Origin of the sequence: Maribacter sp. X9, from assembly GCF_048537565.1 — a bacterium.
In the GTDB taxonomy this organism is placed as follows: domain Bacteria; phylum Bacteroidota; class Bacteroidia; order Flavobacteriales; family Flavobacteriaceae; genus Maribacter.
Window position 1 is genome coordinate 1,428,848 of the sequence record NZ_CP183215.1, and the last position, 19,775, is coordinate 1,448,622.

Here is a 19,775-nt window from a genome sequence, read left to right on the forward strand (position 1 = left end):
TAATTTTGTGTTGAAGTTAACAGATTGTTTCGTCGCTAAAAGGCTCCTCGCGATAACGATTTTAATTATTATTGGCTTTCAACTTTCAACTATTCCGAGCTCATCTGGGTAAAATATTCATAGAAATATGGAATGGTTTCAATACCCTTAAAGTAGTTCCAAACTCCAAAATGTTCATTGGGGGAGTGGATGGCATCGCTATCCAGCCCGAAACCCATAAGAATGGTCTTGCTGCCCAATTCTTTTTCGAACAACGAAACAATGGGGATGCTACCACCGCTACGTTGCGGAATCGGTTTTTTACCAAATGTGGTTTCATATGCTTTTGATGCCGCTTGATAGGCAATAGTATCGATCGGGGTTACATAGCCTTGACCCCCATGATGTGGCTTCACCTTTACTATCACGCCTTTTGGTGCAATGGATTCAAAATGGGTTTTGAACAATTCCGTTATCTCTCTCCAATCTTGGTTGGGCACCAAACGCATCGAAATTTTGGCATAGGCCTTACTGGCGATGACAGTCTTTGCGCCTTGGCCAATATAACCTCCCCAAATACCGTTGACATCTAGGGTGGGCCGGATTGAATTTCGTTCGTTGGTCGAATATCCTTTTTCCCCATATACCGAGTCAATATCCAATGCTTTTTGATAGTTGTCCAAGTTGAATGGTGCTTTGGCCATTTCCGCTCTTTCATTGTCGGATAGTTCTTCTACTTTATCATAAAAACCAGGAATGGTAATATGATTATTTTCATCATGAAGGCTAGCGATCATCTTGGTCAATATATTGATTGGGTTCGCCACAGCGCCCCCATAGAGTCCGGAATGTAAATCGCGGTTCGGTCCGGTAACTTCAACCTCCACATAACTGAGTCCGCGCAACCCGGTGGTAATCGAAGGGACATCGTTGGCGATCATTCCGGTATCGGAAATCAAAATGATATCGTTAGCAAGCTTTTCTTTATTCTCTGCGACATAGATGCTTAGGTTATTACTGCCCACTTCTTCTTCGCCCTCGATCATGAACTTTACATTGCAAGGAAGTTGATCGGTTTTCACCATGAACTCCAACGCTTTTACATGCATATACATTTGGCCTTTGTCGTCACAGGCGCCCCTTGCATAGATGGCGCCTTCTGGATGTAAACTGGTTTTTTTGATTACCGGTTCAAACGGGGGAGAATGCCATAAATCAATAGGATCCGCGGGTTGTACATCATAATGCCCATATACCAACACTGTGGGTAAATCCGGATTTATAATTTTTGTTCCATAAACAATAGGATATCCAGCAGTTTCATGAATTTCCACGACATCACATCCAGCTTCCTCTAATCTTGTTTTAACCGTTTCAGCCGTATCGAGTACGTCTTGAGAAAAAGCGGAATCAGCACTTACGGATGGTATTTTAAGTAATTCAATGAGTTCATTTAAGAATCGGTCTTTGTGTTCCGATAGGTATTCTTTTACATTTTGCATGTCTAATTTTATCTGACTTTGCATAAAAGTACAAAAAGCGAAATTTTTAAATAGGTAAAATTTAGAGAATTGAAAATTTGCTTTATATTTGCAGCCCGATAATAATCGGGATTGATGCAGGCGTGGTGGAATTGGTAGACACGCTAGACTTAGGATCTAGTGCCGCAAGGTGTGAGAGTTCGAGTCTCTCCGCCTGTACAGTAAGGGAAAGCCGACTTTTAGGAGTCGGCTTTTTTAGTTCTGGGTAACACAATTGGATATTTTTCGGTTCGACATTTTAGATGATACCATTTCCGCACTTTTGTTGTCAAATTGAATAATTGTTAGCCATTTATGGGTGTTTCAAGGATAACCCCCAAATCTTACCATAACTTGACTGCGCCAGGATCCTGTTTCGATTTTATAGTGTTCCGGCAGATAAGCGTAAGGTAAAATCGAAATAGGGCGCACCCTACTTTAATTTTGGAACAACTTTCTTAAATTTTTATACTTTGCGACCATCGGGAGTAAAGCGAGTTTGTTTTGTGGCCACAAAAACACATCTCGCGCTTCCTGACCAAATCCATTTTTGTAGCCTATTGCCAATATTATTTTTTTGGCCCTAATTGGTACAATTTTTAAGGTAATCTTTTAACTTTCCCCGCTAAATTTGCAAACCTCTATATTCTTAAAAGACTGCTGATGAAAGAAAAAAAACAACAATATCTTTACGGCTGATCTAGATAAGTTCCCGGTCAGTTTCTAATTCATTCAATTTCTAGTAGGTATTTTTAAAATCTGAAAGTCTAATTCTTTTTTCTTCACCAGCTTATTATTTCCGATATCACCTACCTTCCTACCTAACTTAATAATGAAGGGACCTATAGCTTAGGTCGGTACTTAAATACAAGTAACCTATATTACCATTTAGGTAGGATAGGTAAACTTTAGGTAGGATTAGGTTTATAGAAGTTACCCAGTTCAATGACCTGGTGACACTTGCCTCTTTCCTTCCTAGGTAACCAGGTAGGTACTATTCCATATTTTCTCAAATTTTACGGATAGCACTCACAGGGAATTTGTTCTACATCACTGGTGTTGAATGTCGATTGTAGGGTTTACTTGGGTGAACGGTTCGATATTCATGAATGGGAAACCTTCGGCCTTCCGGACCATGAGTTATTTATTTTTTTTCTTTCATTAGCCGGACAGTTTTACCTGAATTTTTGATAATATGATGACAATCTCCGCAACAGCCCATAATCATTCGACTTTAAGCATCATCGATTTGTCATCACATCATCATTTTTAATTATTTCAAAGGCTATTCCGTCATCAATATTTTTTTGATGACAAAATGATGACAGTTTGATGACGGCTTCAGTTACCATAAACATTGACTTTGGTATATCTTGTCATCGTGTCATCAAAATGTATGGCCTAAATAAAGTAAAACGGTTTTAAGATTTTTTATGATGACTTCTATGAGGTTTGGAAAAAGTTGTCCCTGTAATGGTTCCTTTTACGGAACTATATTATATATAATTAAATACATCATAAATAAGTATTTGGCGAAGATTTCGTTAATTGTATATACCATTAGAAATGACGATACTAAAACATATCACAGTCTTATATTGTGAAAAGAAAATTCATGGAAAATCACAGTTTAATAAATTGCGACAACAAGTGTTTTCAATTCGGATAAATATAGCTCTGCTGCTTTTTGCATTACTAATATTCACAAACTGTAAAAACAGGGAAGAAACCACCAAAAAAGTTTCGCAAGGCAACATTGAAAAAACGGGAGAAATAATCCCTCAAGAAACAGAAATAGAATTAAATCCTAAAATCATTATCCCCGAAGTAAGGAGAACAGTTTACGTAACGGCAAAGAACGGTCTTAATTACAGAAAATCAAATGACATAGATGCAGAAGTGCTCGGCAAATTTCCCTTGGGTCACAAACTGGAAATTATAGTTGAAAATAAATATGGGACATACTTTTCAGTTGATGATCCGGATAGGGGTTCCATATCCGGCAAATGGGTCGGGGTTAAACTTGATTCTTCTACAGTTTATGTTTTCGACGCCTATTTGTATCCAAAGGAGGAACCTATCAATCCGTACATGGAAGAACATTTACGAAAAGTAGGTGGGGTATTGGAAGCAGTTTTTCAAGAACAAATCCAAATAGAAAATGATTTAGATTTAGTGATTGAAAAACACCTTCAAACTTCGAGTCATTTTTCCGATTATTCCATCGTAAAACTTATAAGTCGAAATGACACAATCTTTAGTCATAGAATAAATTATCTTTTTAAAGATTCATATGAACTGAAAAAAATTGATGACAAAGAAATAGCTTTTCGATATCGAACACTGTTCGACGAATGCCCTTCCAGGGAATATGAACAGCTATTTAAAATTGTTGGCAAGAGAATTCAAAAGATTGATGAAAGCTATAGAGAAGAACATATGTTTATTGAAACATTGCCCGATGGTTATAAACTGAAAAAATATAATGAATCACCTTATACTGATTTTAACCTAAGTTCTATTACGACAGTAAAACAATTTGGTGAAAATGCATTGGAATCAGGGGCATTTGGTCAATGGTTTTTCTTTGAAGGTGATGCCACAAAATGGATACATAAAACAGGTTTTTATAAAGACGGCCTTAAGGATAGTATTTGGATTGCAACATATGAAGACCATCCAATGCCCACTATAGAATTTTATAAGCATGGCTCAATAAAACCCTACCAAGGAAAAATAGCTATCTATGATGATGAAGGCCGACTTTGGTTCAAAAGTGACAATCTAAAGACTGAAAGTATGCCAAAAGGCGTTATGCAATTTTATAGGTATGATGTGAATAAGATCATGGAATATGAATTTAAAGAAGTAAAGGATTCCATTGAGGTTTTTACGAATGTCTATAATTTAAAAACTGGCGAGCTACAGGAGAATTATCAAAGTAGGAATGCCAAAGATGATGAGTGGAATTAAGGAAAGAGGGAATACTGATTTGAAGGAAAAAAGAACATATAGTTTTCTATTATTCTGGCTTTGTCTTACCCTGCATGTCTATGCTCAAAGAGTATCCCCTTCATTGGCCCAAATAAATCATAAAGGAACAAAGTGTATTTGGATTGACAAGAAGGGAAATGAAATTTCAAATACCGTATACGACTGTAATAATAGTGAGTGCAATGAAGGTATTTGCATTGTCGTTAAAGACAATAAATATGGGGCAATTGATTATAATGGAAATCAGGTAATTCCATTAGTGTTCGACTTTTTGGAAAAGCCACTTGAAGGATTAATTGCTGCAAAAAAAAATAATGGGAATGGTGAATCCAGATGGGGCTATATTGATTTTAATGGCAAAACCCGTATTCCATTTGATTTTGAACATACATCGGGTTTTCTTGAAGATTTAGGTCGAGTGACACAGAGGGTTAACGGTCAACTCAAAACTGGGTTTATTAATAAAGAAGGAGGCTTTATAATTCCTCCAAAATATGAAATTGCCTCAATATTCCAAGAGGGATTAGCAATAGTTCGGACTAATTTTTATAGTGGAAGCGGTTATATCGATAAACAGGGAAATCCTATTACAAAAGAACAATATTGCAAGACAGAACTTTTTAATAATGGCATAGCAAAGGTTTCTTTGAATTGTAAAAGTGAAGTGATAGGTAATCCTGATGGACACGCCATATATTCAAGTTTAAATGGTTTTATTGACAAAACTGGAAAGGAAATAATTCCTGTAATATATGATCAGGCAACCCATTGGGAAAGTGAAGGAATAGTTTTGGTAGCTAACGAAATTGGCGAAGGAGCCTACGGCGAGAAAGGAAACTATATAATACCTATAAAAGCTGGACAAGAAGTCCGACCCGATAAAAAAATTGGATTAATAAAGGTTATAAAGAAAGGTTTAAATCAAGACAATGTCACAGGTTATGTGAACAATCGAGGAAAAACTATTATTCCTTTTCTATTTGAAGAAGCGAATTTCGAAAACGAGTTCTTAATAGGTCTAAAAAAGCAATGGCATATTTCGGAACCCAAAGCGAAAATTTCTGAATTTGCTCGGATGGGTGTTTTGGACAGAAACGGACAAACCGTGATTCCTTTCATCTATGAAAAAGTATGGTACTTAGATTTAGGTTATTTTTTGGTACGGAAGAATGAAGGAAATGGTAAATCGGCTGATGCACTGTTCAGTAGTTCAGGTAAAATTGTTATACCCTTTGATTACTATCATATTAGTTCAGTTTCTAAAGAAGGATATGTACTGGTTAAAAAAAATAAGGATTCTAAATACCTTGTTATTGACACAAATCTTCGTACAATATCGGAATTAGAGTACGATGAAATAATAGCAAAATTAGGAGATGGTTTGATACCTGTAAAACGAGATGGCAAATGGGGCTACGTCAACGAGAAAAATGAGTTGATTATACCATGCCAGTTTGATAGTGCGGGAGTATTTGAAAATAATCGGGCTATCGTTTCAAAAAAGAAAAAGTATGGTGCAATAGATACTAAAGGCGCAATAATAATTCCTCTTAACTATAAATGGGCACCCTATTCCTATTTGCTTGAGAGATATGAAAGGCAAGAACGGATAGAAAAATGGAAAAATAAATGAAATTTTATAGATAAAAACTTATGAATAGTGGATTCAGATTGAGTTTTATTTTAATCGTGGTATCTTTTATTGGCGTAAGAGCACAGACTCACAATGAACTATACTTTGAGTTTGGTCTTAAAATCAAAATCGAACATCTCGAGTTCGAAACAATCCCTGAATCTGAGGATATTGAAATTTTCGTGCTACATGGTCCGGCTAAATTTCAGAGAAGTAGATATGAGATTAAAACTTTACCCGACAAGACCTTCGAAGTTGTGGTTAGTGGAATTCAAGAATACCTCGCAGGGGGAGGGGCTTCCTTTTATGGGAATATTGCCATTCAAGTCAAAAAAAAAGCAAAAGATTCCAATGTTTATGGAGATGGTCAATATGCGAACTATTACTTGGCATTAGATGGTTACTATATTGCTCATGACAGTTTTAGTAAAAGAAAAAATAACAGGCAAAGTCTTGAAGTAAAACTGGAGGAACCTATTGAATTAAAGTATCAAAATCGTTTTATAGTTGTCACTCAAACAGATGTAGGCCCAAGCTTTGAATATTATGAGGAATATTTGCTTTGTGATGAAGGGGTAAATCATTTTCCGTATTTGACATCTCCATATCGGACTGCTCCAAGAAAGACCAAGCCGAAAAATCATTAAATTCAAATTGTTTCGTAAATCGGCCGTTTAACAGTACAAATTCCAATAGAGAAATAGTATTTATTTAAAAGTCCAATTCTTGGTCTCTTTTAATACTTTCGTTAATTCACCTTTTACGGGATAGATAAAATTAGCTCTTTATAGATATTTAAAATTCGCTGATTATTTAGAAAAATTAATAATTGCGTTCAAAGCTTCATCAGCGTTCTTATGAATGAAGTTGCCTTGATAACCTATGGTAGTGCTTAGATGAGTATGTCGATATAATTTTTGAAGCATTTGAGGAGAAACTTTATCACCGGCTGTATTTCCAAAACTATGACGGGCAATGTGATTGGTGATCTTTTTGTCGATTTCGGCAAGGTCTGCAATTACAGTTAGGTTCGTATTTAGTCTTTTGATTGAAGTTTTAATTCTAGAGTAAATAGCCTTAGAGTCATTGATGGGTATTGTCTTAAGTTCTGGAAAAATATAATCGTACTTGTTTTTTTTATCTACTTGGTAATAGGATAAAATTTTAATTACTGGTTCTGGAAGTTTTAAAGAATCGGCCTTATCGTTCTTACCCATTTTGTAGTATAGCCTTTCAGCCACAATATCGCTCCAACGCATTCTTAAGACATCCGAAATCCGGATTCCCGCTAAATAGAATGAAAAAAGAAAAACGTTTCTAGTATGCCAAACTGCTGTTCTTGGGTCCAAGTCAAGTTCTTCGATTTTTCGAATTTCATGTTCATCAAGACCGATTTTAATGGTCAGGGGGTATTTAATCTTTATTTTATCCTTACCAAAAGGATAAAACTTTCTATCCACAATTGTTCTGCTAATAGCTTTATTGTAAAGTAATCGAATCATAACGAATATGTTCATTACTGAGCGTTCAGATAGTCCTGATGTAGTTCTGAGATAAATTTTTAATTTTTTTAATAAATTCTCATCAATTTCCTCAAATTCGAAGTTCCGTTTTTTAGAGAACTCTTTTATCCTATTCAGTTTGCTTCTATCCGAAATTGCTCTATTATGATTGTTGGCATTGATTAGATCTTCGATATGTTCATCGGCAAGTTCGAAAAATGACAACCTTTTTGTGTTTTTCCTAATGGAGTCTATAATCTGTTTTGCTGTATAATTCTGTTTTGAAGTTTCCATTTCAAATATGACATCTTCAATTTCATCATATTTCTTTCTTATCAGGCGATTCAATTGTTTATGTCTTGTATGTGAAGATTTCACTTTTTCACCCTGTACATCCCAAAATTTTGGTTCTACTTTTTGTCCTAAGTAATAATAACTTCGGTTCCGATTTACAGTGAGTCGTAATGCAAGTCTAAATTCCTTGTTTCCTTTTGCGTCGGTTTTGGTGTGTAAAACTGTTTTTAAGGTTGCCATATCTTACCGATTTTTTATAAAGATAAGTATTCGGGATAACACATGGGTAACACATTTTATGGTTTCATAACGATTCATACGAGTATAAATAAAATTATAAATATCTAAAAATCAATTATTTATATAATTTTGGTATAATTTGATATGCTTAAAAGCTGAACTTAGGATCTAGTGCCGCAAGGTGTGAGAGTTCGAGTCTCTCCGCCTGTACAGACTAAAAAGCTCTTCAGAAATGAGGGGCTTTTTTTGCTTTACAGAGATAACGAAAATTTAAAAGTAAAGAGGGAAGAGGCGTATCAGGAAAAGTGGTTGTGTTTATACAAACATTGTAGTTAGCCTGAAGAGGAAGAATTCCGTGTTTTTGACTCCTCTGAACTGGTCCCCTAAAATCCTTTATTTTTGTATTGAACGATACTGCTGATGCATTCATTTGTGCTTCTGTTTATAAAAATCAGAATGCTTGATAATCCACATCAAAAGTGGATTTATACCTATGCAGGGGAAGCATTTGATAGTTCAATCCAACAAGCTATCACGATTACAGATTGTTTGGCTTCAAATTGTACGAAAACCTAGCAAGATTTAATGACCGATGCTTTTATGATTTCAAGTCAATTGGAATTTCATTTTTGGGATACCGCTTATAATTTGAAGACCTGATAGCGTGATAATTGTTCAAGAAATAGTATCGGCATTTTTAAACCATAGTTTACTGATCCAGTTTTTATGAACCAATGAGCGGTTCATTTCTTAAAATTATCCTTCTGGCAAAACAGGAACGTAGCTTCACATATTCATGGTAATTCAAATGGCCATTAGCACACGAAAGGGAATACTCGTTTTCGTAGGAATCATAGAATTTTCGGGCGAGAACTGCCCTTGGCAATTGCCAATAGTACAAAGTCGTTTTAAAGGGAATCGAGCATTCATGGTATGGCCTTCTACACCAAGTTTAGTGGGTATTTATAAAGTGATTTCCCTTTTGCTCAAACTCTTATTTGGTATTTTCAGGTGTTTAGGTGCTAAAAAGCTTATGCTTTGGGTGTTGTTCTTTCCTTAAAATCAATCCTTACCGATGCCTATCTTTCTTTTTGGTGGGCTTAATTTATAAAAGGCGATCCATAAGGTAGTTATTCCAAGCACAAGCCAGAGTATATCAATTAAAAGGATGTGGTACTGTTTGTTTGCAATGGTTGACCATATCCAATTTTCAGAGATTGAACCATTGGCGATCGGGATCAATAGTCCTAAAACACCTCCAGAAATAAGCGTCCATTTATTGGTAAATTCGATATTGTTTTTAAAGATGAAAAAGAGGGATACCATTAGCCAAATCGGGAAATAGGTACTGTACATAAAAGCCATATCCACATGGGGGGCGAGCTTCACTATACTGAATTCCAAAGCGGTCACTGGATACATGGAGAGACAAACGGCCATATAAATGTTGGCTACTTGTTGGTTGAATTTTTGGCGTTTTTCGGGAATATTCTTTTTATTCCTGGCCACTAACCAAATCATCACGCCTGACAATATTACAAAACAGGATATCAAACCAAGAATAAAGGAGATAATGCGTAGACCATAGCCCGCGTAATCTCCAAAATGGAGACGGAACATCATATTCTTTACGCCGTCTAAATATGAATTGTTGGTTATCGGTATTTTTTCCTCAACGATAGCGCCGTCCATAATTCGGTAGATACGGTGGCCTAGGCCGTTCAGTTTGGTGTTATGGCCGAGATAACCGCTAACCGATACATGCATGTTCTTATCACCATAGTTGAAGATGTGGGTTTCGGTAACCCTAAAATCAGGCCATTCTTCTCTTAAATCGGCCAAAAGTGGGTCAACAATGATGGCTCTTTCAAGCCGTACATTGGTAAAGGCATATTCTGGATGGTTATATTCCAAATCTTGGAACAATTTGTTTTGGTCACCCTGATAGAGTCCTGCAACTACAGGGAGAATGAGTAGGCCTTTTAGCAAAAAAAAGCTGCCCGTTATCGCATAAACGACTTGAAAGGGGAATCCTATCAAACCTAGCGCGGTATGGGCATCGGTCCAAACGGTCTTTATTTTCGCCCAGGGCCTAAACGTGTAAAAATTGGAAACGATTTTGTTCCAATGCACCAAAATACCGGTTATTAGGGCAAAAAGGAAAAAGAAGGCCACCAGACCGGCCAACAATCTTCCATATGGAAAGGGTATTTGGTCCAAAAAGTGCAAGCGGTAGAGAAATTCTCCCAAATGATACGTGCCCTTGTAGTCCCCAGTGCTTTTATCTTTGGTATCCATGGAGAAAAAAACGCGTTCTTTATCTTTTTTGGACAAAGAGTCCTTAGAGGCCGATAAATTTACCGATATGTTACGTTCATTAAAATAATGCCTGAGCTCTATATCCCTTCCATAAAGATTGTGGTCTTTTGAAAGGTCGCTCAAGTATTCATCTATGCTGCCTGGCAGTTCATCCGACAAGGAAACATCATGTCCACGTTGCCAGTTGGTTATTTCGTCCCTAAAAAATGAAAAGGATCCCGCAAAGAAAATTATATAAAGCGCAACGCTGATTACAATACCGCTGACGGTATGCGTATGGAACAGGATATTATAAATTCGATTTCCCATTGGGTCAGATTATTGGATTGCTTTGGTTGCCATAGTAAAAGATAACAAACAGTATAAAGGAGGTCAACAGATAAATGCACCACGTCCTCCAGCCATTCTTACCCAGGAATGCTAAAACCATTAAAACGGCCCACAGGATGAATGTTGTAAAAGTACTAGTGATGATGACCATAACGTGATCGATCCAACTGGCAAGGGCCAAATGGAATAATAGGGAGACCATAAGACCACCTAAAATGGCGGCACTAACTTTGGCGATACGTTGGGATGTTGAATGGGTGAGATGTTTCTTGTTGGCCGGCATAGGTTACATAAAAAGTATTTCGCAAATAAATGACGTGACTACGGTCAAGGCCAAAAATCTATAATTGACTATTCCTAGAGGAGCAAGAATAATTACCAAACTTGCTACGGTCATAAGAATGATAAAAAATGTAAGCGTACCCGATGCCATACCCCAGTGTAGGCAACAAATGGTTAATGAGACAAGTAAAAGTGATAAGGCAACATATTTGAACTTGGCTGCATGTGCAACTACCCACTTTTCATAGCCAAGGTTACCTACTCTCTCCATTTTCTTTGATGTTGAATATAGGAGGTGAAATGAAATAAAAATGAACAGGGAAATGAGGGTAGCCATTGCTTTTAACACGTTTTAGTTGATGCAATACGTTGCGCAATGCCAAATGAATTCATAGTCCTTCCCATTATACCGACCGGGCACCCTTTCCTCAAAAGTGGTTTCCATTGTATATTTGGTATTCCAAGGGAGTGAAAAACGAACCGTACCTTTCTCATCGGTTTCAAGGGTTTTTACCCAGAGATCGGCTACATAAATCTTTAATTCATTTTTGGCTAAGGGCAGTCCTTGATATAATACTTGAAGGACTATCAGGTCGTTCTCACTGGTCAATTCGGTTATGACAATTCCTTTTTCATTGGAATCAACCGTATCTGAAGTCGTTTTTCCGATCTGCACTCTAGCGGTGCTATGGTACTGGGGTTTGAAAATACCAAAATCCCATTGGGTATAATCAAGTACATCTATTTCGGTATTGTTGAGGGACACTGTATAGGTACCGGCGACTCTGGGTGTAAAATAACCCACATAGTGGTTTTCTTTAGCGTCTGTATTTAGTGCTATTTTAGTGCCGTCAGGTTGAAAAACCCAAAGTTTAAATTTAGATACTGCCGGAAAATTTTCTCCTTTTACCTGCTCGATGACCCCATAGGTGTACTCACCATAATATACGCGTATTTCCTGTTGCTCGTTCAAATTTCCGGTTCTATTTGTTTCCAGCCAAATGTAATGGGCAAAAGTAGGGGTAGCCGTAAGGAGTAGTAATACTAAAGTTGCTACTATTTTTTTCATATTTTTATTTTGTGATATGAAAGGTGCCCTCGGTAGTAGCCGAGGGCGTACCAGTCAAACTAACTCAACTAACAAACTTGAACTTAACAAGTTTTTTTAAAATTTATAGCTTACCGTAAGCCTGCCATTGATGCCAGGTTCAGATTGCCAATAAAGGTAGGACCCGTAATTGGCCCCTGAGTACAAGTATTTATCTAAAATATTGTTGATATTGGCCTGTACCCTAAAATGGTCGTTTTGCCAAGATAGAGCTCCGTCCAGTCTGAAATAGTCGGGTAGGTCCGATTGGTTATCCGCAGCCCAAGCCCAAGTGGAACGGTCAATTTGATATTGGTACCCTATAGATGCACCAAAACCTGTTAAAGAGGAATGTTGGGGAAAGGAGTAGTTCAGCCATCCATTGGTTACATGTTTCGCATGTCCCGCTACACGGGTTCCAACTCTATCAGCATTAGTATCTTTTGTAACCTTTACATTTGTATTTGCGTAGTTCAGAACTAAGTTAAGTTCGGGTGTAAGCTGGCCGTTCAAGTCAAATTCAATACCTTTGGATTGTACCTCACCCAAGTAAATGGAATAATTGGGATTTTGAGGATCCCCGGTCAAAATGTTCTCTTTCGTAATTTGAAATGCACCCAAGGTCGTTTTTAGGCGCCCTCCGAAGAATGATTTTTTGATACCTCCTTCGATATCGTTGGCATCAACAGGATCGTTCAAAGGCTGTAAATCTGCGTTTATGCCTGATTGCGCCAAAAAAGATTGGTCGTATAATCCGTAGACGGTTAAATCTGGTAGTAAATCAATACTTAGACCTATACGGGGGGTAATCACATTATCGTTTTCTGCCTTACCCTGTGTGTAAAGATTAGTGTAGCGACCGGCCAATGTCAGCCTAACCTTGTCTTGTAAGAAACCAATCTCGTCCTGTAAATAGTAACCTCTCACCGTAGTTGAACTATATGGCATGCCACCATTGCGGTACTGAACTTTTTGAGAGCGATCGAATGCTGGAAAGCGCACTTCTCCATAAACAGGATTATAAATATTAAAAGGTGTTTGTGTATCTACAGGAAGGGTAGTGGCAAAGTCGGCCCAATATGACTTTTCGCTAAAATCGAAACCTCCGAGAATTTTATGCGAAACACCTCCCGTATTGAAGAGGCCGTTAATGTATAATTGAGCATATTTACCTACCGAAAGTGCATCCCATTGAGAAATAGACCGGATGGCATCACCAGTATTAGCATCCAATTGTCCCACCCATGCAGAATTTCCCACTTGATCATAGCGAAGGTATGCTAATTGACCTTCTACGCTCCAATTATTTGAAAACTCATGTTTCCCATTCACGAAAAAGGTCACTTCTTGAATATCTGTTTTAGGATAATTGCTGTCCACAAAATTAAAATCACGGGGTAGACTGGCATAGCCATCTTCAACAGGGGCGAAAATGTAGGCCGATCCCAAAAAGGCCTCTGCATCTTGTAGGTTCATTTCTGCGGTAAGACTGGTTTTATCACTGAATTTATAGGTGAAAGCGGGAGCAAAGCCAAAACGATCGGTCTGCTCATTGCCACGATGGCTATCAGTAGTTTGATACATGGCGTTGAAACGGTATAGCAATTTACCGTTAGTGGTAGCTTTGCCACCTACATCTACCGTTCCGCGATAAAAATCATAGCTACCTGCCGATATTGATGCGTTCGCTATAAATTGTTCACTAGGTTTTTTGGTGACCACATTGTAAAAACCTCCTGGTTCACCAGCGGACATCATAAAGCCAGCAGGCCCTTTGACAAATTCAATACGATCAACGGTATTCATATCCTCAGCTAATGGCCCCCAACTATCCTGGACATTGACACCGTTTCTAAAAGCTGGCAGACGAAAACCGCGCATGTTGATCCGGGCGAACTGCCCCCAATGTTCTAACATGGTAACACCACTTACGTTTCTTGTAAGACCGTCCATGATGGTCGTCACCTGTTGGTCTTTCAATAGTTCACTATTAATGACCTGAACGTTTTGGGGTAGTTTTACCAGTTCGGTTTTGAGCCGTAAAGAGGTCGAGGGTTTGTTTTCTACATATTTATTTTGATGTCCCTCTACTACGACTTCGGTCAATTGTTCATTTTTTTCGGTTAGCACAACGGTAGCTAGGGTGGTAGTTCTATCTGGGATAATCGTTACCGAAGCCGTTTGTTTAGTGTATCCGATCATGGAAAAAGTTAGGGTATAAGAACCAGCTGCTAAATCGTCAATCTCAAAATTACCAGAACTGTCCGTGGTGGTTCCAAGACTGGTGTTTGACAGGGTTATGTTTACATTAAAAAGTCCGTTTTGTCGCTGGTCGATCACCCTTCCTTTTACATTTCCCGATTGAGCGTGAGCACAACTAAAGGCTATTAGGCTTAAAAAAAGTAAAATAGTTTTCATTATTTATAATTAGTCTAAATTAGATTAGCGGTCAAATGTATTATATAGAATTGTTCTAAACAAGGAATATTTAAAATAAAAAAGAGCTTAGTTTTTAAGCGTTTGATTTAACGAACTTTAGGAAGTTGGTTTGTAGGTTCTCCTGAAATGAAAGATCTTAATCAGGCGATTAATACACTTGAAATTTGAAAGACTATAAGAATGACAAGTTCCAAAATATTTAGTTTTGCTTTTTAAGCATTGACGAACCGATAAAACTTTTTCGATAATTCAATTCTCAATTTTATATCAGTCTATTTGCACGTAGTTTAGCGCATAAATAAATGGTTAAATTTCTGATTTTTAAACAATTTCGCATGATTTACTTTTAGTGTGTAAAGGAACAATTGGTGAAAAACCCATTGCTCATTTCGCTGCCATTCCAAAAAATATATATAAAAGTTTTAATATGTTCTTCTCGATTTTATTTTAAATATGATGTAGCTCAAAGAGCTTATTGTTAAAGATTTTTTCTCCGTATATAAGTTCAATGGGGTTAATCTGGTAATCTAGTGCGCTAAGTTGTGGGAATGCGTGCTTTTTCTCTTGTACAGAAGAAAAAGCTTCTCAGTATGAGAGGCTTTTTTTTATGCCGTATTTTATTGAAAATAAGCCGTTTTGAGGTATCCTTCAAAAAGGAAATAGTGTTATGAGGGCATACGAAAATTGCTAAATACCACGTTATGAACCTAATACTTATAATATTTTGGTGAATAAAGAATTCCAATACAATAATTTCCTACTTTTGTAGCACTGATGAAACGGGTTGTCCACAAAATAGCATCTTTATCCATGGCACTCTTAGTGCTGTTCTCCACCTTATCCTTCTCGGTGGATATGCACTATTGTATGGGCGATTTGGTGGATTTCAGCCTTTTCGATGACGTTAAGACCTGTTCGATGCAGATGGATGCATCTGAATCGTCGAGCATGGATACCACGATGGAAATGGCCATGGATTGTTGTTCAGATGTGCAGTTGAACAAAGTGGGCCAGGACGATCTGAAAATTTCATTCGATACCATCTCTTTCGATCAGCAGGTATTCCTAACTTCTTTTGTGTATACTTATTTTAATCTTTATGCGGAGGAAGTCACCGATAAGGTCCGTTTTGAAGATTATGCTCCACCCCTTTTAATACGCGATACACTGATCTTGGATCAGACTTTCCTTATTTGATATTGAACATGTTCCCCGATTCCAATCGGGTTATAGCCTTGCGGTCATGCTTCCGTGGAGGCTTTGTTTTTTAATTATTCTATCTCGTAGAATAGTTCCAAAACACCATGTTTAACCGTTAAATACAAACATCGAATGCTGAATAAAGGCATAAAATTCCTCATAGAAAATAAACTTGTAGCGGTCATTTTGCTCGTCCTTTTCGTAGGTTGGGGCATAGTCAACGCTCCCTTTAACTGGGATACGGGCGTCTTGCCTACAGACCCGGTATCGGTGGATGCCATTCCTGATATAGGTGAAAACCAGCAGATCGTTTTTACCAAATGGCCCGGACGCTCGCCACAGGATATCGAGGACCAGATAACGTATCCGTTAACCAGTGCCTTGCTCGGAATTCCCGGGGTACGGACGATACGGAGTTCTTCTATGTTCGGTTTTTCCAGCATCTATATCATTTTTGAAGAGGATGTGGAGTTCTATTGGTCCCGAAGCCGAATTCTTGAAAAATTGAATTCCCTACCAAACGGACTATTGCCAGAGGATGTGAATCCTGCCCTGGGACCAGATGCTACGGGACTGGGACAGATTTATTGGTACACTTTGGAGGGGCGTGATGCCGAGGGGAACGTGACTGGCGGCTGGGACCTTCAGGAATTACGAAGTGTTCAGGATTATTATGTGAAATATGGTCTTTCTTCGGCCGGAGGGGTTTCCGAGGTAGGGTCTATTGGCGGCTATGTGCAGGAATATCAAGTGGACGTGAATCCAGAATTGATGCGGCAGTACAACATCGGTCTGACCGATATCGTACAAGCGGTAAAGAGAAACAATCAGGACATAGGGGCACAGACCCTAGAAATGAACCAGGCCGAATACCTGATCCGTGGATTGGGCTATGTAAAATCCATAGAAGATATCGAAAATGCGGTGGTGACCTCCAATGATTTCACCTCCATCCGAATTAAGGAAATCGCCAAAGTCCATTTGGGTCCGGCTACACGCCGTGGTATTTTGGATAAGGAAGGTGCTGAGGTGGTAGGTGGTGTGGTGGTGGCACGTTATGGGGCCAATCCCTTGGAAGTCATCAATAATGTAAAGGAAAAGATAAAGGAACTGAGTTCAGGTTTGCCCTCCAAACAATTGGCAGATGGGCGTACTTCCCAACTGACCATAGTGCCGTTTTATGACCGTACGGAATTGATACAGGAAACCTTGGGTACGCTCAACGAGGCCTTGACCATGGAAATCCTGATCACCATTTTGGTCATCATCGTCATGGTGTTCAATTTAAGGGCTTCCCTACTAATTTCAGGATTATTGCCGGTGGCCATTTTGATGGTATTCATTACCATGAAAATATTTCATGTGGATGCCAACATTGTGGCACTTTCCGGGATCGCCATTGCTATTGGGACCATGGTAGATGTCGGGGTCATTCTCGCCGAGAATATGATTCGGCATATGGAGGATAAAAAATATCGTTATCGGGAAAATGGGGTCGAATTTACGACCAATGAGATTATCTATAATGCGACTGCCGAAGTTTCCGGAGCCATCGTCACCGCTGTTTTAACGACCATCATCAGTTTCATACCCGTTTTTACGATGGTAGGTTCTGAAGGCAAGTTGTTCTGGCCCTTGGCGTTTACGAAAACCATGGCCTTGTCCGCCTCTTTGATCATCGCCCTATTTTTAATTCCGCCCTTTGCCGCATTTTTGTTCCGTAAAAGGAAGCTCAATCTGAACACCAAAAAGATTTGGAATGGTTTTTTGGTACTTTGCGGCATCGGGTTTGTAGTCTTCGGTTATGGGTTGGGTAGTGTTCTTATTGCTTTTGGGGGTATTGCATTCTGGTTTGCCACCAGAACGGAACAGGCGTTCCGTTTTTCGGTTACAAACTATCGTTTTTCGGTAGATCGAAACCTTGCCAATGTTATTATTTCTTCGGCAGCTATCGTTTTTCTTTTGGCCCAATATTGGAGACCGTTAGGGTTTAACCGAAGCATCTTCATCAACCTGATATTCGTATCGCTCATCTGTTTTGGCATTTTAGGGGCGTTCTCTTTTTTTAAGACTTACTACGCTAGAATCTTAAGATGGGCCTTGGCGCATAGGGTAATGTTTCTCTTAATACCGATTACGGTATTGCTACTGGGCTTTTTAATCATGAAAAATACCGGTAAGGAATTCATGCCGTCGCTCAATGAGGGTACTTTTCTGCTGATGCCTACTTCCATGCCCCATGCCGGGGTAGAGGAAAATAAGAGAATCCTCCAACAATTGGATATGGCCGTGGCCAGTATTCCTGAAATTGAGACCGTAGTCGGTAAATCAGGGCGGACGGAATCCGCTTTGGATCCTGCACCGCTTTCAATGTACGAAAACCTGATCCAATACAAGTCCGAGTACATGCGGAATGCTTCCGGGGAACGCCAGCGGTATAAAGTAAATGACGACGGACTTTTTGTCCTGCGAAACGGTAAATTCACCATCAATCCGAACAATGAAGTAGAAGAAGATTTGGCGATTCAACCGGAGCAATTGCAAGCTACAGCTACACGTGAAGATTTGGTGCCCGATCCGGATGGGGAATACTATCGAAATTGGCGACCGGAAATAAATACTCCAGATGATATTTGGAACGAGATCATACGGGTCACCAAATTGCCGGGGATTACCAGCGCGCCTAAACTGCAGCCTATAGAAACCCGTTTGGTCATGTTGCAGACCGGGATGCGGGCCCCCATGGGGATAAAGGTCAAGGGTCAAGATTTACGGGAAATCGAATCCTTTGGTCTGAAGCTGGAGGAAATTTTAAAACAGTCCGATGGGGTAAAGGAACAAGCGGTATTTGCAGACCGTATTGTAGGTAAGCCGTATTTGCTCATGGATATTAAACGCGAACAATTGGCCAGGTATGGCATCTCGATCATGGATGTTCAAGAAGTGCTTCAGGTCGCCGTAGGCGGAATGCCCTTAACGCAAACGGTGGAAGGACGGGAACGGTATGCCATTCGAGTACGATATCCTCGCGAATTACGTGAAAATCCGTCCGATTTGGAGAATATTTATGTGCCGGTGGCCAATGGAAGTCCGGTACCTTTGGGCGAATTGGTGGATATCCGTTTTGAAAAAGGCCCCCAGGTCATTAAAAGTGAAGATACGTTTTTGGTAGGCTATGTGCTTTTCGATAAACTGGATGGTTTTGCCGAAGTGAATGTGGTGGAAAATGCACAGTCCCTGATTCAACAAAAAATCGATAATGGCGAATTAACCGTGCCCAAAGGAATCAGCTATCAATTCACGGGAACCTATGAAAACCAACTACGGGCGGAAAAAACCCTATCCGTCGTGGTGCCTTTGGCCCTGATCATTATTTTTCTCATCCTTTATTTTCAATTTAGGTCCGTTACCACCTCGTTGATGGTATTTACCGGAATAGCCGTCGCCTTTGCCGGGGGCTTTATTATGATCTGGTTGTACGGACAAGGATGGTTCTTGAACTTTAGTTTTTTTGGGGAAAACCTCCGTGATCTTTTCCAAATGAAAACCATTAATTTGAGTGTGGCCGTTTGGGTAGGTTTCATCGCTCTTTTTGGGATTGCTACAGATGATGGTGTGGTCATGGCCACCTATCTTACCCAAACGTTTGATCGCGAAAAACCAACGGAAATACAAGAGATTCGTTCGGCGGCATTAGAAGCGGCAGAGCAACGGATACGCCCTTGTCTAATGACCACCGTTACCACCATTTTGGCCCTGTTACCAGTCATGACGTCCACAGGAAAGGGAAGTGATATCATGATTCCCATGGCCATCCCAATTTTTGGAGGTATGGTCATTGATGTGACTTCCTACTTTATTGTTCCGGTGCTGTACAGTTGGAGGGAAGAGGCAAGGTTGAAAAGACAGAAGAGAATAGAAGTGAGACAATAGACAAAGATTAATAAAATGACTAG

12 protein-coding genes and 1 tRNA gene are annotated in these 19,775 nt (G+C 39.0%); 6 read left to right on the forward strand and 7 right to left on the reverse strand.

From position 1 onward, the window contains the following. Nucleotides 1-89: 89 nt before the first annotated feature. Complete coding sequence (locus ACNR9Q_RS05990; RefSeq protein WP_419213704.1) at nucleotides 90-1,481, reverse strand: dipeptidase; 1,392 nt, start codon at nucleotides 1,479-1,481, stop codon at nucleotides 90-92. 116 nt (nucleotides 1,482-1,597) lie between these two features. Between ACNR9Q_RS05990 and ACNR9Q_RS05995 the strand changes: the two genes are divergently transcribed. The 4 genes from ACNR9Q_RS05995 (at nucleotide 1,598) to ACNR9Q_RS06010 (ending at nucleotide 6,773) form a co-directional block, all read left to right on the forward strand. Beyond that, nucleotides 1,598-1,679, forward strand: a tRNA-Leu gene (locus ACNR9Q_RS05995). Nucleotides 1,680-3,065: 1,386 nt separating this feature from the next. After that, on the forward strand, nucleotides 3,066-4,472 hold the full coding sequence (locus ACNR9Q_RS06000) for a hypothetical protein (protein ID WP_419213705.1): 1,407 nt from the start codon (nucleotides 3,066-3,068) through the stop codon (nucleotides 4,470-4,472). Further along, entirely contained in the window at nucleotides 4,456-6,126 is a 1,671-nt protein-coding gene (locus ACNR9Q_RS06005; protein ID WP_419213706.1) for a WG repeat-containing protein, read from the forward strand. The genes ACNR9Q_RS06000 and ACNR9Q_RS06005 overlap by 17 nt, the downstream gene beginning before the upstream one ends. Nucleotides 6,127-6,146: 20 nt before the next feature. Further along, entirely contained in the window at nucleotides 6,147-6,773 is a 627-nt protein-coding gene (locus tag ACNR9Q_RS06010) for a hypothetical protein (RefSeq protein WP_419213707.1), read from the forward strand. Between the two features lie 162 nt (nucleotides 6,774-6,935). Here ACNR9Q_RS06010 and ACNR9Q_RS06015 read toward each other — a convergent pair whose 3' ends face one another. The 6 genes from ACNR9Q_RS06015 to ACNR9Q_RS06040 all read right to left on the reverse strand — a co-directional run bounded on the left by ACNR9Q_RS06015 (nucleotide 6,936) and on the right by ACNR9Q_RS06040 (nucleotide 14,598). Next, nucleotides 6,936-8,162, reverse strand: coding sequence for a phage integrase SAM-like domain-containing protein (locus ACNR9Q_RS06015; protein ID WP_419213708.1), 1,227 nt, complete (start codon nucleotides 8,160-8,162; stop codon nucleotides 6,936-6,938). A gap of 1,062 nt (nucleotides 8,163-9,224) precedes the next feature. Further along, nucleotides 9,225-10,790 (reverse strand): PepSY-associated TM helix domain-containing protein, encoded by a 1,566-nt coding sequence (locus tag ACNR9Q_RS06020; protein WP_419213709.1) that lies wholly within the window; start codon nucleotides 10,788-10,790, stop codon nucleotides 9,225-9,227. 4 nt (nucleotides 10,791-10,794) lie between these two features. Continuing rightward, on the reverse strand, nucleotides 10,795-11,094 hold the full coding sequence (locus tag ACNR9Q_RS06025) for a hypothetical protein (RefSeq protein ID WP_419213710.1): 300 nt from the start codon (nucleotides 11,092-11,094) through the stop codon (nucleotides 10,795-10,797). A 3-nt stretch (nucleotides 11,095-11,097) separates the two neighbouring features. Next, a complete protein-coding gene (locus ACNR9Q_RS06030) occupies nucleotides 11,098-11,364 on the reverse strand; it encodes a hypothetical protein (protein WP_419213711.1) in 267 nt (88 codons plus the stop codon). An 81-nt stretch (nucleotides 11,365-11,445) separates the two neighbouring features. Further along, nucleotides 11,446-12,162 carry a DUF4198 domain-containing protein gene (locus ACNR9Q_RS06035; protein WP_419213712.1) on the reverse strand — a complete coding sequence of 239 codons (717 nt, stop codon included), beginning with the start codon at nucleotides 12,160-12,162 and terminating at the stop codon, nucleotides 11,446-11,448. Between the two features lie 96 nt (nucleotides 12,163-12,258). Beyond that, nucleotides 12,259-14,598, reverse strand: a complete 2,340-nt coding sequence (locus tag ACNR9Q_RS06040) for a TonB-dependent siderophore receptor (protein WP_419213713.1) — start codon at nucleotides 14,596-14,598, stop codon at nucleotides 12,259-12,261. Between the two features lie 795 nt (nucleotides 14,599-15,393). Here ACNR9Q_RS06040 and ACNR9Q_RS06045 point away from each other — a divergent pair. Together ACNR9Q_RS06045 and ACNR9Q_RS06050 are read left to right on the forward strand one after the other, a co-directional pair. Next, nucleotides 15,394-15,816, forward strand: coding sequence for an HYC_CC_PP family protein (locus tag ACNR9Q_RS06045; RefSeq protein WP_419213714.1), 423 nt, complete (start codon nucleotides 15,394-15,396; stop codon nucleotides 15,814-15,816). Nucleotides 15,817-15,951: 135 nt separating this feature from the next. Then, complete coding sequence (locus ACNR9Q_RS06050; protein WP_419213715.1) at nucleotides 15,952-19,752, forward strand: efflux RND transporter permease subunit; 3,801 nt, start codon at nucleotides 15,952-15,954, stop codon at nucleotides 19,750-19,752. Nucleotides 19,753-19,775 lie beyond the last annotated feature (23 nt).

Bases quoted from the DNA above. Each gene is read 5' to 3' on its own strand.
- ACNR9Q_RS06010 (WP_419213707.1), top strand. From the start codon at position 6,147: ATGAATAGTGGATTCAGATTGAGTTTTATTTTAATCGTGGTATCTTTT.
- ACNR9Q_RS06030 (WP_419213711.1), bottom strand. From the start codon at position 11,364: ATGGAGAGAGTAGGTAACCTTGGCTATGAAAAGTGGGTAGTTGCACAT.
- ACNR9Q_RS06005 (WP_419213706.1), top strand. From the start codon at position 4,456: ATGATGAGTGGAATTAAGGAAAGAGGGAATACTGATTTGAAGGAAAAA.
- ACNR9Q_RS06020 (WP_419213709.1), bottom strand. From the start codon at position 10,790: ATGGGAAATCGAATTTATAATATCCTGTTCCATACGCATACCGTCAGC.
- ACNR9Q_RS06000 (WP_419213705.1), top strand. From the start codon at position 3,066: ATGACGATACTAAAACATATCACAGTCTTATATTGTGAAAAGAAAATT.
- ACNR9Q_RS06015 (WP_419213708.1), bottom strand. From the start codon at position 8,162: ATGGCAACCTTAAAAACAGTTTTACACACCAAAACCGACGCAAAAGGA.
- ACNR9Q_RS06035 (WP_419213712.1), bottom strand. From the start codon at position 12,162: ATGAAAAAAATAGTAGCAACTTTAGTATTACTACTCCTTACGGCTACC.
- ACNR9Q_RS06045 (WP_419213714.1), top strand. From the start codon at position 15,394: ATGAAACGGGTTGTCCACAAAATAGCATCTTTATCCATGGCACTCTTA.
- ACNR9Q_RS06050 (WP_419213715.1), top strand. From the start codon at position 15,952: ATGCTGAATAAAGGCATAAAATTCCTCATAGAAAATAAACTTGTAGCG.
- ACNR9Q_RS06040 (WP_419213713.1), bottom strand. From the start codon at position 14,598: ATGAAAACTATTTTACTTTTTTTAAGCCTAATAGCCTTTAGTTGTGCT.
- ACNR9Q_RS06025 (WP_419213710.1), bottom strand. From the start codon at position 11,094: ATGCCGGCCAACAAGAAACATCTCACCCATTCAACATCCCAACGTATC.
- ACNR9Q_RS05990 (WP_419213704.1), bottom strand. From the start codon at position 1,481: ATGCAAAATGTAAAAGAATACCTATCGGAACACAAAGACCGATTCTTA.